The organism is Streptomyces sp. NBC_00986, assembly GCF_045162565.1.
Taxonomy (GTDB): Bacteria; Actinomycetota; Actinomycetes; order Streptomycetales; family Streptomycetaceae; genus Streptomyces.
On sequence record NZ_CP108733.1, the window covers coordinates 10,225,377 to 10,240,714 of the forward strand.

At 72.1% G+C, this 15,338-nt stretch carries 12 protein-coding genes; 5 read left to right on the top strand and 7 right to left on the bottom strand.

What is annotated here, in order from left to right:
* Positions 1-4: 4 nt before the first annotated feature.
* Positions 5-832 carry a DeoR/GlpR family DNA-binding transcription regulator gene (locus OG504_RS46040; protein ID WP_405995119.1) on the bottom strand — a complete coding sequence of 276 codons (828 nt, stop codon included), beginning with the start codon at positions 830-832 and terminating at the stop codon, positions 5-7.
* A gap of 289 nt (positions 833-1,121) precedes the next feature.
* Here OG504_RS46040 and OG504_RS46045 point away from each other — a divergent pair, with 289 nt between their 5' ends.
* On the top strand, positions 1,122-3,464 hold the full coding sequence (locus OG504_RS46045; protein ID WP_405995120.1) for a hypothetical protein: 2,343 nt from the start codon (positions 1,122-1,124) through the stop codon (positions 3,462-3,464).
* On the opposite strand, the gene OG504_RS46050 is transcribed toward OG504_RS46045, so the two are convergent.
* From OG504_RS46050 to OG504_RS46065, 4 genes are all read right to left on the bottom strand, one after another.
* The gene (locus tag OG504_RS46050) at positions 3,434-5,869 is read right to left on the bottom strand and encodes a right-handed parallel beta-helix repeat-containing protein (RefSeq protein ID WP_405995121.1); all 2,436 of its coding nucleotides are present in this window, start codon (positions 5,867-5,869) and stop codon (positions 3,434-3,436) included. The genes OG504_RS46045 and OG504_RS46050 overlap by 31 nt on opposite strands.
* 106 nt (positions 5,870-5,975) lie before the next feature.
* Complete coding sequence (locus OG504_RS46055; RefSeq protein ID WP_405995122.1) at positions 5,976-6,581, bottom strand: hypothetical protein; 606 nt, start codon at positions 6,579-6,581, stop codon at positions 5,976-5,978.
* A gap of 200 nt (positions 6,582-6,781) precedes the next feature.
* Positions 6,782-7,606, bottom strand: coding sequence for an MOSC domain-containing protein (locus tag OG504_RS46060; protein WP_405995123.1), 825 nt, complete (start codon positions 7,604-7,606; stop codon positions 6,782-6,784).
* A 42-nt stretch (positions 7,607-7,648) separates the two neighbouring features.
* Positions 7,649-8,083, bottom strand: coding sequence for a DUF6643 family protein (locus tag OG504_RS46065; protein ID WP_019058096.1), 435 nt, complete (start codon positions 8,081-8,083; stop codon positions 7,649-7,651).
* A 299-nt stretch (positions 8,084-8,382) separates the two neighbouring features.
* Here OG504_RS46065 and OG504_RS46070 point away from each other — a divergent pair, with 299 nt between their 5' ends.
* Positions 8,383-9,708 (top strand): TerD family protein, encoded by a 1,326-nt coding sequence (locus tag OG504_RS46070; protein ID WP_405996593.1) that lies wholly within the window; start codon positions 8,383-8,385, stop codon positions 9,706-9,708.
* 4 nt (positions 9,709-9,712) lie between these two features.
* On the opposite strand, the gene OG504_RS46075 is transcribed toward OG504_RS46070, so the two are convergent.
* Positions 9,713-10,879 (bottom strand): glycosyltransferase, encoded by a 1,167-nt coding sequence (locus OG504_RS46075; protein WP_405996594.1) that lies wholly within the window; start codon positions 10,877-10,879, stop codon positions 9,713-9,715.
* 69 nt (positions 10,880-10,948) lie between these two features.
* On the opposite strand from OG504_RS46075, the gene OG504_RS46080 reads away from it, so the two are divergent.
* Positions 10,949-11,734 carry a glutamate racemase gene (locus tag OG504_RS46080; protein WP_405995124.1) on the top strand — a complete coding sequence of 262 codons (786 nt, stop codon included), beginning with the start codon at positions 10,949-10,951 and terminating at the stop codon, positions 11,732-11,734.
* 106 nt (positions 11,735-11,840) lie between these two features.
* Positions 11,841-12,386 carry a hypothetical protein gene (locus OG504_RS46085; RefSeq protein WP_405995125.1) on the top strand — a complete coding sequence of 182 codons (546 nt, stop codon included), beginning with the start codon at positions 11,841-11,843 and terminating at the stop codon, positions 12,384-12,386.
* A 15-nt stretch (positions 12,387-12,401) separates the two neighbouring features.
* On the opposite strand, the gene OG504_RS46090 is transcribed toward OG504_RS46085, so the two are convergent.
* Positions 12,402-13,469, bottom strand: a complete 1,068-nt coding sequence (locus OG504_RS46090; protein ID WP_405996595.1) for an O-antigen ligase family protein — start codon at positions 13,467-13,469, stop codon at positions 12,402-12,404.
* A 235-nt stretch (positions 13,470-13,704) separates the two neighbouring features.
* On the opposite strand from OG504_RS46090, the gene lnt reads away from it, so the two are divergent.
* On the top strand, positions 13,705-15,315 hold the full coding sequence (lnt, locus tag OG504_RS46095) for an apolipoprotein N-acyltransferase (protein ID WP_405995126.1): 1,611 nt from the start codon (positions 13,705-13,707) through the stop codon (positions 15,313-15,315).
* The last annotated feature ends 23 nt before the right edge of the window (positions 15,316-15,338 follow it).

Genomic DNA, 15,338 nt, shown 5'->3' on the forward strand with positions numbered 1-15,338 from the left:
CCCGTCAGATGTCTGCCCCGTCACCGACTTCGCCCGCCACCACGAGCCGTAGATGCTCGGAGATGTCGGCGCGCGCCTCCGCAGGCAACCCCGCGTCCGTCACGAGCGTGTCGACCTGTTCCAGCGCGGCGAACGAACTCAGGCCCACCGTCCCCCACTTGGTGTGGTCGGCGACGACCACGACCCGTCGCGCGGACTGCACGAGCCGGCGGTTGGTCTCGGCCTCCGCGAGGTTCGGGGTCGACAGACCCGCCTCGATCGATATGCCGTGCACGCCGAGGAACAGCATGTCGAAGTGGAGCGCCGCGATCGCCTGGTCGGCCACCGGCCCCACCAACGAGTCGGAGGGCGTGCGCACTCCACCGGTCAGCACGACCGTCGCCGCCCCCTGTCGCTGCCCCGACGTCCGCTGCGCCGCGTGGAACACGTCCGCCACCCGCACCGAGTTGGTGACCACGGTGAGGTCGGCGACCTCCAGCAGGTGATGCGCGAGCGCGTACGTCGTCGTACCGCCCGAGAGCGCGATCGCCGTACCCGGCGCCACCAACTCCGCCGCCGCCCGCGCGATGTCCTCCTTGGCGGTCAGCTCCAGCCCCGACTTCGCCTCGAAACCCGGCTCGTGCGTGCTCGCCTCGACGACCGGTACCGCCCCGCCGTGCACCTTCTCCAGGACGCCCTGGCGGGCCAGCGCGTCGAGATCGCGGCGCACGGTCATGTCCGACACGCCGAGCTTGCGGGTCAGTTCGTTGACGCGGACGCCACCGCGGCGCCGGACCTCGTCGAGGATCAGGGCGCGCCGCTGCTCCGCGAGGAGGTTCTGATTCTCACTCACGTACGCTCCGGTCCTTTCGCCGCAACCCGTCAGACTGCCCGCGCGCCCGCCCCGACCAGGACATTTTCCCCGGCGGCGGTGCGCGGACGCCCCAATCCTCGCACGCCCCCGCAAGCACCGCGCCACCGCCTGTCCCGACGCGCACATGTCATTCGGTCATCATCCGTCGCTCGCGTGTCACACGGATCGGGGAGATTCGGTGACGGGGCGTGTGCGACGCGCCGGAAAGGACGATCCTGGTGTGCACACGGACACGGACAGACAGTGCGTCACGGGGGATGTGCGAACAGTGGAGCGTGTACAGGAACACGCCGTCACGAGCGAGGCGAAGACGCTCGCCGGACGGCCCGAACAGACCGAACCCGCCCTGGAACTCCTGGTTCACGGAGTCGGCGGCGCCACTCCCGAGGAGATGCTCGGCGATCCACGCACGGTGCGGATCACCGGCGACGACACGGCGGCCGTCTTCCGGCGCGCCGCCGACGTGGATGCCGAGTCCCGGCCCGCCGACCAGCACACCGGACCGATCCGCGAGGCCTATGTCTGGTGCAACCTCACCTCCGGCAACGGCACGCGCGCGTTGTGGCTGTTGCTGCTGCCGTTCATGGTCGTCAACCTCGCGCACTGGATGCGCCCCACCGCCCGCGACCGAAAATGGACGGTCCGCTTCTACGGCCTGCTGGTGCGGCTCGCGGGACTGACCCTGACCGTGCTGCTCGTCGCGGCCGCGTGCGAGGTCGCCCTCGACCTCGCGGCCTGGCAGTGCGCGGGCACGCGCGCGTGCGCCGAACGGCACACCTGGCTGGGCTTCCTGTCGCCCACGATGTCCCACGACAGCTGGTGGAGCCGCCCCGGCCGCCGCCTCGCGCTCGCCGCCCTGGTGCCGACCGCGCTCACCGTTCTCCTCTGGTACCTCTCCCGCCGCACCTGGAGCGAGTACGAGTCCCAGCAGCCGATACCCCGCAGAGCGGAACCCGACGACGAGCCCGACCACAGCTCCCTGGGCCGCCCCGGCTTCTGGTACGGCCGCCGCCTGGTGGCCCGACTGCGCGCCGCCCACACGGCGGCCGGCCTGCTGACGGTCGCCGCGGCCGTCACCGTCTCGGCGGCCCGTTTCGACCGCGGGCCCGAGGGCTCCGACCCACTGGCCCGCCTCGGCACGCTCCTGGAGACCGCCCTCGTCGGCGTCGCGTTCGTCGTGGTCTACGTAGTGTGCCGTCGGGGCCGCAGCGAGAACCGCCTCGACCAGGCCCTCGACCGCCGTCTCGTCCGCCGCCTGCCGCTCGGCGCACTCCTGCTGCTCGCCCTCTCCCTCCTCTACGCCGGTTGGTCGCGCCCGGCGTGGCAGTCGTCAGGGCGGCTGCCGGGTGACGCCGCCTTCGGCGGAATCGCCCTCGTTCAGGGCCTGTTGGTGGTCGCGCTGGCCGTCGTGGCCCATCTCCTGCACCGCACCCATCCCGATCCGCGCTCCGCGATGCGGGGCCTCGGCGGACCGGCCGTCGCGATGCTGGCCTGCGCTCTGGGCGGGGTGATGTCCGGCGGGGTCTCGCAGCGGGTCTCCGACTGGTTGGACGGCACCGGAACGTCCATCGCGGGCCCGCCCGTGCTGCTCACCTGGCAGGCCTCGGTGATCCCGCCGCTGCTCGTCGTCGTCCTCGTCCTCTGCGCCGGGATCGGCCACCGCACCTGGCGGCTGCGCCGTAGCGAACTGGCCGCGGTGGCGCGCGACTACCCGGGCGGGCGGAAGGACCGGGCGCGCACCGCCAAGATCGCGAGCACGCGCGCGATGGCCGCGCTCACCGACCGCGGCCCCCTCCTCGTCGCCGTCATCTCCACCGCGACCCTGCTCCTGGGCGCCGGAGCGCTTGTCGGCGCCTTCACCACCGACAGGACACCGGAACGGGCCGGGGAGGACGGCCATGCCTTCGTGCACGGCGCCGCGCAGACCTCGCAGGGCCTCGGGTCCTGGCTGATCGGACTCGGCTTCATACTGTTCGTCACCTGGGGCAGGCGCGCCTACAAAGACGCCTCCGCGCGGCGCACGATCGGCATCCTGTGGGACGTCGGCACCTTCTGGCCACGCGCCGCCCACCCCTTCGCCCCGCCCTGCTACGCCGAGCGTGCGGTCCCCGACCTGACCTGGCGCATGGCCACCTGGACCCGCGCCACCGGCGGCCGCCTCGTCATCTCCGGCCACTCCCAGGGCAGCGTCCTCGCCGCCGCGGCAGCCTGGCAACTCAAGCCCGCCCAGCGCAAACGCGTAGCCCTGCTCACCTACGGCTCACCCCTGGAGCGCCTCTACGGCCGCTGGTTCCCGGCCCACTTCGGACCGGCGGCGCTGACCCGGCTGCACCGCGAGGTCGACTGCTGGCGAAATCTGTACCGGCTCACCGACCCCATCGGCGGCCCGGTGCGCGTGTCCGGCGACTGCGGCCCCGAGGTGGACCACGAACCACCCCTCAAGGACCCTCTGGAGTACGGCCGTACGGCACGGCATCCGCTGCCCGCGCCGATCCTCGGCCACTCCGACTACCAGGCCGACCCGGCGTTCGCGGAGGAGCGCGAGCGGTTGCTGGCCCGGCTGCGGCCCGAGGTGCCGCCTCAGGGCAGCTCGGGCAGGTCCTCCGCGTAGAGCAGGGTCAGGTCGTCCGTGCTTGGCTCCTCGAACTGGGCGACTCGGCTCGCGTGTCGCTCCACCATCGCCTCGAAGGTCTGCCGCGCGGTACGGCCGTTGCCGAACGCGGCGCCCTTGGGGATCGCCGTGAAGTACTTCGTCAGCCCCTCGGACGCGCCCTCGGCCAGCCGGTACTCGTGCTCCTCGGCCTGCTGCTCGACGATCCTGAGCAGTTCCTCGGGGTTGTAGTCGCTGAAGGTGATGGTCCGTGAGAAACGGGACGCCACACCGGGGTTGACGGACAGGAACCGCTCCATCTCCGCCGTGTAGCCCGCGACGATCACCACGACCGCGTCCCGGTGGTCCTCCATCAGCTTCACGAGCGTGTCGATGGCTTCTTTACCGAAGTCGCGTCCCGAGTCCTCCGGAGAGAGGGCGTACGCCTCGTCGATGAACAGGACTCCGCCGCGCGCCTTGTCGAAGGCCTCCTGGGTGCGGATCGCGGTGGAGCCGATGTGCTCGCCGACCAGGTCGACGCGGGACACCTCGACGAGATGCCCCTTCTCCAGGACTCCGAGGGAGGCGAGGATCTCGCCGTAGAGCCGGGCGACGGTCGTCTTGCCGGTGCCGGGGGAGCCGGTGAAGACCAAGTGCCGTTTGACGGAGGCCGCCTTGAGGCCGGCCTGCTTGCGGCGGCGGCCCACCTCGATCATGTCGGTGAGGGCGCGCACCTCGCGCTTGACGCTGTCCAGGCCGACCAGCGCGTCGAGTTCACCGAGGACGTCCTTGGAGGAGCGGGACTCCTTCTCCGGGTCCGTCGCCGGGATCAGCGGGTCCTGCTCGGCCGTGCGCTGCGTGGGGATCGCGCCCAGCACGCTGGTCGACTGGCTCGCCGTCTCCACAGCTGTCTCGTGAGTGGTGGGCGGCTTGAGGCCGCTCTCGTCGCTGGTGCAGTCCTCGACGACGGGTCCCGTGCCGGGTGCCGCGTCCGGTCCGGCGTCCGCGAACTCGTAACCGCCGCGCGCGCACCGCTCCGTACGGCACTTCTTGAGCGTCGTACGACAGCCGTCGATCACATGGAAGCCGTAGCCTCCGCTGCCCGTCACGCGGCAGCCCAGGAAGGTGCCCCGGCCGCCCGCGGAGACGTAGAAGCCCGCCTCGGCGGGGGAGTCGACCGTGCAGCGCTCGATGGTGGGGTCGGCGCCCTTGGTGACGATCACGCCGGTCTGGGTGGCGTCCACGGTGCAGTTGTTCAGGGTGCCGCCGCTGCCGTGGTCGCGGAACCACGCGCCCGTGGCCGCGTCCCGGATCCGGCAGTCGTCGAGCTGCGCGGTCGCGCCGTCGCTCACCGACACGGCCGTATTGCGGACCTGGGAGATGTCACTGTCGACGACGTCCGCGCGCGAGCCGCGGTCCAGCACGAACAGCGCGTCCGGTACGTCGTGCACCCGGCACGAGTCGAGGACCGCGGTCGCGCCGTCGCTGACCCACACCGCCGGATAGTCGCCCGTGCTGTCGAAGATCTCGCACTGGTTGGCGTCCACGCGCGTGCCCGGGTCCCACACCGACAGTCCGTTGCGCCCGAACTGACGCACCGTCGTGCGGGTCAGCGTCAGCACCGAACGGGAACGCAGGTCCACCGCGTTCTCCGGGATGTCGTGGATGCGGCAGTCGGCCAGCGTCAGCACCGCGTCGGTGTCGAGCGTGACGCCGTCCGCGGCCGTACGGTGCACATCGCAGTCGGTGAGGTGCGCGGTGGCCCGGCCGGTGATCTGGACGCCGCTGCCCCGCGTCTCGTAGACCTCACAACCCACCGCCTCCAGCGCGGAGTTCTCGCCCGTCGCCGACAGACCCACCCCCGACGCGTGGTGGATACGGCAGCGCTCCAGACGTGGGTGGCCGCCGGCGCGGACCGCTACGCCCGCCTGGCCGGCCGAGACGACCTCGCACTCCTCGAACACCCCGCCACCGCCGTCGAGTACGGCGATCCCGATGCCGGCCGGGTTGTCGACCGTGCAGCGCCGCACGGTGGGGCGGGCACCGCCGCGGACCTCGATTCCGGACGCGGAGCGCGTGACGATCCGAAGGTCCGTCAACTCCGGAGCGCCGTCCTCGACAAGGAGGGCCGGCGCGGCCGAGTCCTGGCCCTCGACATGCAGGTCCTGGACGATCGCCGAGGCGCGGACGGTCAACGGCACGCCGTCCAGGGGCGCGATGCGCACCGAGCCGGGCGAACCCTCGGGGCCGCGCAGGGTCACCGACCGCGCCACGACGAGGTTCTCCCGGTACGTGCCGGGAGCGACGGTGAGCACGTCTCCCTCGGCCGCGGCCTCCAGGGCGGCGGCGAGCGACGCGTACTCACCTGTGCGGCGCCGCCACCGCGATGTACCGGTGTGCGTCACCTGGACCGTGCCCTGTGCCATGGCGCTGCTGTGCCCCCACCTCGTGGTACGCGGGTTGATGCCGAAGCCTTCGCCGGTCCACCGTAGCGTGCGTGCGGGCGGTGGGTTGACCAGAGCCGGAAGGCGGTCAGCTGCCGGTGCCGGTCCGGCCCCAGTCCGGGCCCGCCCGCTCCCACGCCCGGTCCCAACGGGCGTACCTGCGGCGGACCATGCGCCACAGCACGAACCGTCTGGCGCTGTCGACGAGCCCGGCGGTCAGCAGTGCCGCGCCGAGCCCGGCGAGCACCGCGTGCGTCGCCGCCGTGGCCGAGTCCAGCGGGCGGGCCACTATGTGTCCCTGCTGGTCCGTCCAGAGCCTGAAGTGGTCGCCCGCGTGCGGGGTGTTGAGGCTCGCCATGACCGCGCCGTGGTGGGCGGTGCCGTCCGGGGCGGTCCAGTCGGCGAGGACCTTGCTGCGGATGTCCCGCGCGGTGGACGAGTCGGGATCGGGGTCCAGCTCGGCCCCCTTCAGCTTCTTGACCACCGTCGCCGTCACGACGTGCCGGACCGCGCGCTGATCCCGCACCGACCGCTGCAGGCTGTCCTGCGCGACCGCGCCGACGAGCGAACCGATGACGGGTGCGGCGACCAGGACCAGCAGCAGGACCACGAGGGCCAGCCAGGCCTCGACCAGATCGGTCGCGCGACGTAGCGGATTGCGCCGCCAACGCCACAGACCCCTGATTGCTCCCACCGTCCCGCACCCCCTTCCCGCTCCGTGATAACTCCAGGCGTGGCCGTTCACCCAAGAGCCCCGGCAAAGAGAGAGCGAAATCACCTCTTGCCGGGCCTCTCATGAACTTCTCACGGGATCTCAACGACCGGGCCCACGGGGAGGGTTCCCGCCTCGCGCGCTCTTCGGCGGAACCTCGTGCGCTCTCGGCGGAACTCCGCCTACGCGAGGATCCGGACCGGATCGCCGACGCGGATCGTGCCGGTCGACCGGGGCACCAGGTGCTGCCCGAAGACGAGCTTGCCGCCGATGCGGCGGTGCCGGGCCAGGGTGCGCAGGGGTTCCTTGCCGCGCTCGGCGGTGCCCTGGTCGGTGGTGGTCACGACGCAGCGCCCGCACTTCTTCGCGACCCGGAAGGCGACCTCGCCGATCGTGACGCCCGACCAGTCGTCCTCGGCCCAGGCGGCGGTGCCCGCGACGACCACGTTGGGCCGGAACCGGTTCATGGGAAGCGGCCCCTCGGCCGGGTGATCCCCTTGCTCAATAAGGGAGTTGAGGGCGTCGAGGGAGGCCTCGGAGGTCAGCAGCAGCGGATAGCCGTCGGCGAAACTGACGGTCTCACCGGGAAGCGCGTAGTCCGGGTCGACGGGTCTGCGGGTCGCGGGATCGTCCATGTGGACGAGCCGTACGCCGAAGCCCAGACAGTCGCCGCACCAGACGTGCGCGGCGTCCGGCCCCGGCACCGCGTCGACCTTGGTACCGAAGATCTCCATCGCCACGGTGGTGACCGGCTCCGGAACGGGCACGGTCAGCGGGTCACGGCCGGGCGCCGACAGACGAACACCGCCGCCGGGCAGAAGCTCGGCGGCGGCCAGTGCGAGACGCGGGTGCTCGCGTTGCGTGACGACCTTTCCCCCGTCGTCGATCAGCACCCAGCGTCGGTCTCCGGCCAGCCCCCAAGGCTCCACGAGAGCCTCCCGGGGCGAGAAGCCCCGGAGCGCCTTGACCGGATGAACGTGGATCGACCGCAGCTCCGCATTCCCCATCGCTCCATCGTGCCAGGTGGCACGGACAACGCAGGGTGCGGATCAGTAACCGCCGCGGTACTGCTGCTGGTTGTTGTACGGGTCCTGCTGGTACGGAGCCGGGGCCGGGCGGGGAGCCGCCGGACGCATCGCCTCGTAGCCAGCGGGAGCCGCCATCGGGCGCGGCTGTTGCTGCTGCTGCCCGGGGTAACCGCGCGGCGGGGCCTGCTGCGGGATGTAGGCGGCGGGCGCCTGCTGCAGCGGGGCGGGCTGCTGGGCCTGCGGGTAGCCGTAGTTCTGCGAGGGACCCGCCGGCAGAGCGGGCAGTGCCGACGGCAGCGCCGGCAGGTTGCTCCCCGGCATGTCGTAGGCGGCGGGGACCCGGATCGGGGCGATCTGCGGGGTACCCCGCTCGGCCACGAGGGAGTCGTAGATCGGGGTGTCCGGGAAGGAGGCGGAGTAGTAGCCGCCGCCATAAGTGGAGCGGGGGGAGGTCATGGCACATAAGTTAAGCCCACGATGTGCTGGTTGGGGAGACCGATTAGAGGGTTGTTTTCCGTGTCGGGGGTGGCACGGGATCCCCAATGCGAGCGAACTTGCCAAAAAAGGGCATCGACCTGTGTTCGGATCGGGTAAAAGCCTAGTTCCCGGCGGGTTACCAGCGGTTGGCCGACGGTGTTGACGCGCTCCTGATGGGCGTTCGCCGCCCCGGGGAATAGGTTGTGCGGGTAGACACCCGATGGGCTGCCGGGTCGTGTCCTGGCACGGCGACACGTGATATGGGGGCAGGCATGTCGATGCCGAAGGGATCGAATGTGCCGGTGCCGACGACGGCACTGCGCGTCGAATTGGGCTGGCGGTCCGGGCCCGGCGTCCCGGACGCGGACGCCTCGGCCCTGCTGCTGGTCGACGGCAAGGTCCGTTCCGACGGCGACTTCGTGTTCTACAACCAGCCGGCGCACTCCTCCGGCGCGGTCCGCCACGAGGGCAAGGGCACCGCCGGCGGGAAGGTGACCGACAGCCTGCTCGTCGACCTCGCGCGCGTGGAGCCCGCCGTCGACCGCATCGTCCTCGCCGCCTCCGCGGACGGCGGAACGTTCGGCCGGGTCCCCGACCTGTACATCGAGGTCCGGGACGCCGTACAGAACACCGCGGTCGCCCGCTTCGACAGCACGGGCGCGACGGTCGAGACCGCCTTCGTGCTCGGCGAGTTCTACCGCCGTCAGGGCGCCTGGAAGTTCCGGGCCGTGGGCCAGGGCTACGACAGTGGACTCGAGGGACTGGCGACCGACTTCGGCATCACCGTGGACGAGTCGCAACAGGCTGTACCGGCCGCGACCATGCCGCCGCCGGCCGGTCCACCGGTGCACATGCCGCCGCCCTCCGGGCCGCCCGTGAACCTGCCGCCGCCGGTCCAGCCGCCCGTGACCATGCCTCCTCCTCCGGTCGCGCCTCCGGTGAGCCCGCCCCCGTCGGCGACCCCCGTGCGGCTCTCCAAGGTGACGCTCACCAAGGCGGCCCCCTCGGTCTCGCTGACGAAGCAGGGCGGCACCTCGGGCGCCATGCGCGTGAATCTCAACTGGGAGGTGCGCAAGCAGTTCTCGGGCTGGGGCAGCAAGCGCGGCCGGGCGGTCGCGATGCACGCGGACCTCGACCTCGACCTGTGCGCCCTGTACGAACTCGCCGACGGCCGCAAGGGCGTCGTCCAGGCACTCGGCAACGCGTACGGCTCCTTGCAGCGGCCGCCGTACATCCACCTCGACGGCGACGACCGCACCGGCGCGTCGGCGAGCGGTGAGAACCTCACCGTGAACCTCGACCACATCAAGGACTTCCGGCGCATCCTCGTCTTCGTGACCATCTACGAAGGCGCCCGTTCCTTCGCGGACCTGCACGCCACGGTGACGCTCCAGCCGCAGCACGGCGCCGCGATCGACTTCTCGCTCGACGAGTGCACGGTGCCCTCCACGGTGTGCGCGCTCGCCCTGATCACCAACACCGGGGGCGATCTCGTCGTCCAGCGCGAGGTCCGCTACCTGGTCCCCGACCGCGGGGTGAGCCCGCAGCGGACCGTGGACCGCGTCTACGGGTGGGGCATGAACTGGACCCCGGGCCGCAAGTGAGCCCTCAACTCTCGTCGCCGACAACGGCGTCGGGACGCGCGTAGGTGCGGCCCTTCCAGGCGGCACCGCGTCCCCTGTAGTGCTGCACCGCGGAATCGACGGTCATCAGGAGGTACAGAAACGCGGTGAACGGCAGCAGGGGAGCGAGCCACAGCGGCTGCCCGTAGTAGCGGAGCATCGGGATGTACGTGCCCGTCATCACCAGCCACGCGAGAGCACCGAGGACCGCGGCCGGCGCACTCCCTGCGGCCAGGCCCGCCAGCACGGCCACCGGCGGCACCAGATACACGAGCGCCAGGCCTGCGACCGTGCCCAGGAGGAGCAGCGGATTGTGCCGCAGTTGCGCGTACGCGCTGCGCGAGACCATCCGCCACAGGTCGTGCAGCCGCGGATACGGGCGCACGCTGTCCACCCGCTCGGCGAGCCCCAGCCAGATGTGACCCCCGCCGCCTTTGACGGCCCGCGCGAGCGCCACGTCGTCGATCACCGCCTGTCGGATCGCGTCCGGGATCCGCGCCCGCTCGGCGGCGTCGGTGCGCAGCAGGACGCAGCCGCCCGCCGCGGCGGCCGTCCGCGACCCCTTCCGGGCGATGCGGCGGAACGGATACAGCTGAGCGAAGAAGTAGACGAACGCCGGTACCACGAACCGCTCCCAGAGGCTCTCCACGCGCAGCCGGGCCATCAGCGACACGGCGTCGAAGCCGCCGGTCCGGGCCGCCGCCACCAACTCCCGCAGGCTGTCCGGGGCGTGCGCGATGTCCGCGTCCGTCAGCAGCAGATACTCGGGGTCACGCGCGCGTGCCAGCCCGATGCCGTGCCGTACGGCCCACAGCTTGCCCGTCCAGCCCGCGGGCGGTTCGCCGGGTGAGTCCACGGTCAGTGGCAGCCCGCCGTGCCGGGACGACAGCTCACGGGCCAGTTCCCCGGTGCCGTCCGAACTGCCGTCGTCGACAAGGAAGACCTCCGCCCGCCCGGGATAGTCCTGGGCGAGGAGCGACGGCAGACTCTCGGGCAGTACGGCGGCCTCGTCGCGGGCCGGGACGACCACGCAGACCGACGGCCAGTCGTCCGGGTCGGTGCGGGCGGGGAGTCTGATGTCGGTGCGCCAGAAGAAGCCCTGACAGAGCAGCAGCCACAGCCAGGCGGCGAGTGATCCGGCGGCGATCCACACGATGGCGCTCACGGGCGCAGTCTGCCCCACGGCGGCGGATCCACAGAGGCCATCGTCTATCGTGGCCGGGTGAAGATCGCGCTGATGGACTCCGGGATCGGCCTTCTGGCGGCCACCGCCGCGGTGCGGCGCGTGCGCCCCGACGCGGATCTCGTGCTCTCCCTGGACCCCGAGGGCATGCCCTACGGACCGCGGACACCGGAGGACGTCGCCCAGCGCGCGCTGGCCGTCGCCGAGGCCGCCGCCGCGCACCGGCCCGACGCCCTGATCATCGGCTGCAACACCGCGACCGTGCATGCCCTGACGGTCCTGCGTGAGCATCTGGAGCCCGGTATTCCGGTCATCGGTACGGTCCCGGCGATCAAGCCGGCCGCCGCCGGTGGCACGCCCTTCGCTATCTGGGCGACGCCCGCCACCACCGGCAGCCCCTATCAGCGCGGTCTCATCAAGGACTTCGCCGGCGGTGTGCCGGTCACCGAGGTCCCGTGCTGGGGACTGGCCGAGGCCGTGGAGCACGGGGACGAGGCGGCCATCGACGCCGCCGTCGCCGCGGCCGCCGAGCTGACCCCCGACGATGTAACGACCGTCGTCCTGGGCTGCACCCATTACGAACTGGTCGCCGAACGCATCCGCGCCGCCGTGCAGCGCCCCGACCGCCCGCCGCTCGTCCTGCACGGCTCCGCCGACGCGGTGGCCGCCCAGGCACTGCGCCGGATCGGTGAAAAGCCCGCCCCCGAGGCACTGCCCGACGGCACCGTGACGGTGCTCCTGAACGGCCGAGAGGGCGCGCTGCCCGCCGCCGCGTCGGTCTACGCCGAGGGTCGGCTCCTGCGGGCCGTCACACCCGCGCACTGAGTACCGGCGACGGACCGGATCCTGTGCGTCCACCGTGTCGCACCACAAAACGGTCACCCTCCGCAACGCCGTACCCGCGCAGCGAAACCTGAGTAGTCTCGTAGGCATGAGGGACCACCCCCGCGACGAAATCTTCCCGCAGACCGAGATCTGGACCGGACGCGCGACGAACCGGTTCCAGTGGCTGCTGGCGCTCGCCGGTGCCGCCTGCATGGCGCTCGGCATCGAGCTGGCCGTGGACTCCACCTGGACGTCCGGCATCGCCCCGCTCGTCATGTCCGTCGTCGGGTGCATCGCGGCCGGGCTGCTCATGCTGTTCGGCACGCTCGCCTTCGTGCACGTCGGCCTGAAGGTGGACACGGAGTCCCTCGAAGTGCGCTGCGGGCACATCGGTGTGCCGCGCCGCCGCATCCCCCTCGCGAGCGTCGCTGGCGCCGAGTTCGCCCCGCACGTCACCCCGCGCCAGTGGGGCGGCTGGGGCTACCGCTGGCGGCCCGAGAAGGGCACCGCGGTCGTCGTACGCCGTGGTGAGGGCATCGTCCTGCGGCTGTGGGACGGGCACACGTTCACGATCACCGTGGACAACGCGGAGGCGGCCGTACGGATCATCACGGACCGGCTGGCGCCGCCCAAGCCCGGCGCGGTGCTCTGACGCGTTCCTCGTCCGTCACGGGGCCAATCGGTCGCCACGCGCGTGTGCGTCCGGCGCGATGCGTGAGGGGTCGTCGGCGATCGGGTGGGCCGTGGCCAGCCCGGCCAGGAAGCCCGCGCCGACCGACACCGAGGTGAAGCTCAGCGCGTTGCCGACCGAGGCGACCATCGCGAGCCCCGTCAGCGCGGCGCCCGCCGTGAGCGCGATCGGGGTGGAGCGCGTGGTGCGCCACAGCGCGTGCAGTACCCAGCCGTAGGCCGCCGCCAGCAGGAGCACGCCGACGATTCCCTGCTCGGCCGCCAGCTGAAGCGGCGCCGAGTGCGGCTTGCCGTCCGGGAGCAGTGCCTCGGCCGCCGCGCTGCTCAGCTCTCCGAAGCGCCCCGGGCCGACTCCCAGGGCGGAATCCTGATGGGCCATGTGCAGGGCGTCCTGCCACAGCTGGATCCGGTGCGGGGTCAACTGGCCCTCCAGGGACGCGGTCAGCCCGTCCGGGAGCACGTTTCCGGCTACGGCCCAGGTCGCGCCGGTCACCAGCGCCGTGGCCAGGCCCAGGCCCGCGATGCCCAGACCCCGTCGCCGCATGCGGCCCGCGGCGAGCGAGCACAGCAGCACCGCCGTGCACAGGACGAATCCCGTGACCGAGCCCAGGACGACCGCGGCGATCGTGATCCCGGCCGCCAGCAGCCGCAGCGCGAGCCGCGGGGCCGGTGCCGAGGCGGCCCAGGCGGCGCAGCACGCCGCACCCACGGCCAGGGTCAGCAGGGCCGCGGTCGCACCGGCGTGGCCCAGGGGTACGGCGAACTGGGGGCCCGGGGCGAGACGCGGTTCGGCCAGTGCCATACCGAGCCCGGCCAGCGCCCCCGCACAGGGCGCGGCGACCGGTACGAGCGCCCCGGAGATCCGCCCCGACGCGTAACCGGCGGCGACCGCCAGGACCGCGAGCAGCACGCCCTCGGGCCGGCCGTCGTGCATGGCGGCGGTGATCAGCGACCACGCGGCACACGATCCGAGCACCGCGATGCCCACCGCATCCGAAACGTTTCGTCTTTCACTGTCGGCGTCCGGACCGGTCGCCGACGCCATCCCCGTGGAACCCACCCCGCCGCCCCCTGAACCGGGCCTCCCCGACCCGTGACCGGCCCCGGCCGTCCTGGCCTGGACCGACCGCACGACAGGGGCTCCGGCACACCGTAACGGCTGATGACCGATTTGTGGACGAGTTGCGCAGGAACGGTGCCGCTGCGGCCCTGCTCAGTGCCCCGGCCTGCCATCCGGACCGTGCTGTCGGCGTCAAGGTCGACGGCCGTACACTCCCGGAGTGACCGTCACCGCAACTTCCGTGGACGAGTCGGACCAGCTGGAGCCACAGGCCGCGCCCGCATCGCGCCTCGCCCGCCTCGTCCGTCTGGTCCCGGCCGCCGTAGCCGCACTCTCCGGAGTGCTGCTCTACGTCAGTTTCCCGCCGCGCACGCTGTGGTGGCTGGCGCTGCCCGCGTTCGCCTGTTTCGGGTGGGTGCTGCGCGGCCGCAGCTGGAAGGCGGGCCTCGGACTCGGCTACCTCTTCGGCCTCGGGTTCCTGCTGCCGCTGCTGGTGTGGACCGGCGTGGAGGTCGGCCCCGGGCCCTGGATCGCGCTGGTCGTGGTCGAGGCGATCTTCGTCGCGCTGGTCGGCGCGGCCATCACCGCGGTCTCGAAGCTGCCCGCCTGGCCGCTGTGGGCGGCGGCACTGTGGATCGCCGGTGAGGCGGTACGCGCGCGTGTCCCCTTCCACGGCTTCCCCTGGGGGAAGATCGCGTTCGGCCAGGCGGACGGCGTCTTCCTGCCGCTCGCTGCGGTGGGCGGCACCCCGGTCCTCGGCTTCGCCGTCGTCCTGTGCGGCTTCGGCCTGTACGAGATCGTGCGCCTGGCCCTGGAGACCCGCAACACCCGTGTCGTACGGCGGTCCGCCGCCGCCGTGGCCCTGCTGAGCGTGGCCGTACCGGTGGTCGGCGCGGTCGCCGCGCGGGGCTTGGTGAGCGACAAGGCCGAGGACGGCACCACGACGGTCGCGGTCATCCAGGGCAACGTCCCGCGCGCGGGCCTGGAGTTCAACGCCCAGCGCCGGGCCGTGCTCGACTACCACGTCAAGGAGACCCTGCGGCTGGCCGCGAAGGTCAAGGCGGGCAAGGTCGCCAAGCCCGACGTGGTCCTGTGGCCGGAGAACTCCTCCGACGTCGACCCCTTCGCCGACGCCCAGGCGTACACCGACATCGACGCGGCGGCCAAGGCGATCGGCGCGCCCATCTCGGTCGGCGGTGTCGTCGAACGGGGCGGCAAGCTCTACAACGAGCAGATCCTCTGGGACCCGGTGAAGGGCCCGACCGACACCTACGACAAGCGGCAGATCCAGCCGTTCGGCGAGTACCTGCCGATGCGCTCGCTGCTCGGGGCGATCAACAAGAACTGGACCAGCATGGTCCGCCAGGACTTCAGCCGGGGCACCAAGCCGGGTGTGTTCACCATGAACGGCGCCAAGATCGGCCTGGTCACCTGCTACGAGGCCGCCTTCGACTGGGCCGTGCGCTCCGAAGTTACCGACGGCGCCCAGCTGATCTCCGTACCCAGCAACAACGCGACCTTCGACCGCAGCGAGATGACCTACCAGCAGCTCGCCATGTCCCGGGTCCGCGCGGTCGAGCACAGCCGGACCGTCACCGTCCCGGTGACCAGCGGCGTCAGCGCGATCATCATGCCGGACGGGAAGATCACCCAGAAGACCGGCATGTTCGTGGCGGACTCCCTGGTCCAGAAGGTGCCGTTGCGCTCCTCGGAGACCCCGGCCACGAAGCTCGGCATCCTGCCCGAGATGGCCCTGGTGCTCATCGCCGCCGGCGGCCTCGGGTGGGCGGTCGCCGCCGGTGTGCGCGGGCGGCGCGCGGGCGACGTGTAGCCGTACGCCTGCTGTACGCCCGC

Excerpts from the sequence above, each read along its gene's own strand:
- OG504_RS46050 (WP_405995121.1), bottom strand. The coding sequence starts at position 5,869 with ATGGCACAGGGCACGGTCCAGGTGACGCACACCGGTACATCGCGGTGG.
- OG504_RS46060 (WP_405995123.1), bottom strand. The coding sequence starts at position 7,606 with ATGGGGAATGCGGAGCTGCGGTCGATCCACGTTCATCCGGTCAAGGCG.
- OG504_RS46065 (WP_019058096.1), bottom strand. The coding sequence starts at position 8,083 with ATGACCTCCCCCCGCTCCACTTATGGCGGCGGCTACTACTCCGCCTCC.
- OG504_RS46070 (WP_405996593.1), top strand. The coding sequence starts at position 8,383 with ATGCCGAAGGGATCGAATGTGCCGGTGCCGACGACGGCACTGCGCGTC.
- OG504_RS46085 (WP_405995125.1), top strand. The coding sequence starts at position 11,841 with ATGAGGGACCACCCCCGCGACGAAATCTTCCCGCAGACCGAGATCTGG.
- OG504_RS46090 (WP_405996595.1), bottom strand. The coding sequence starts at position 13,469 with ATGGCGTCGGCGACCGGTCCGGACGCCGACAGTGAAAGACGAAACGTT.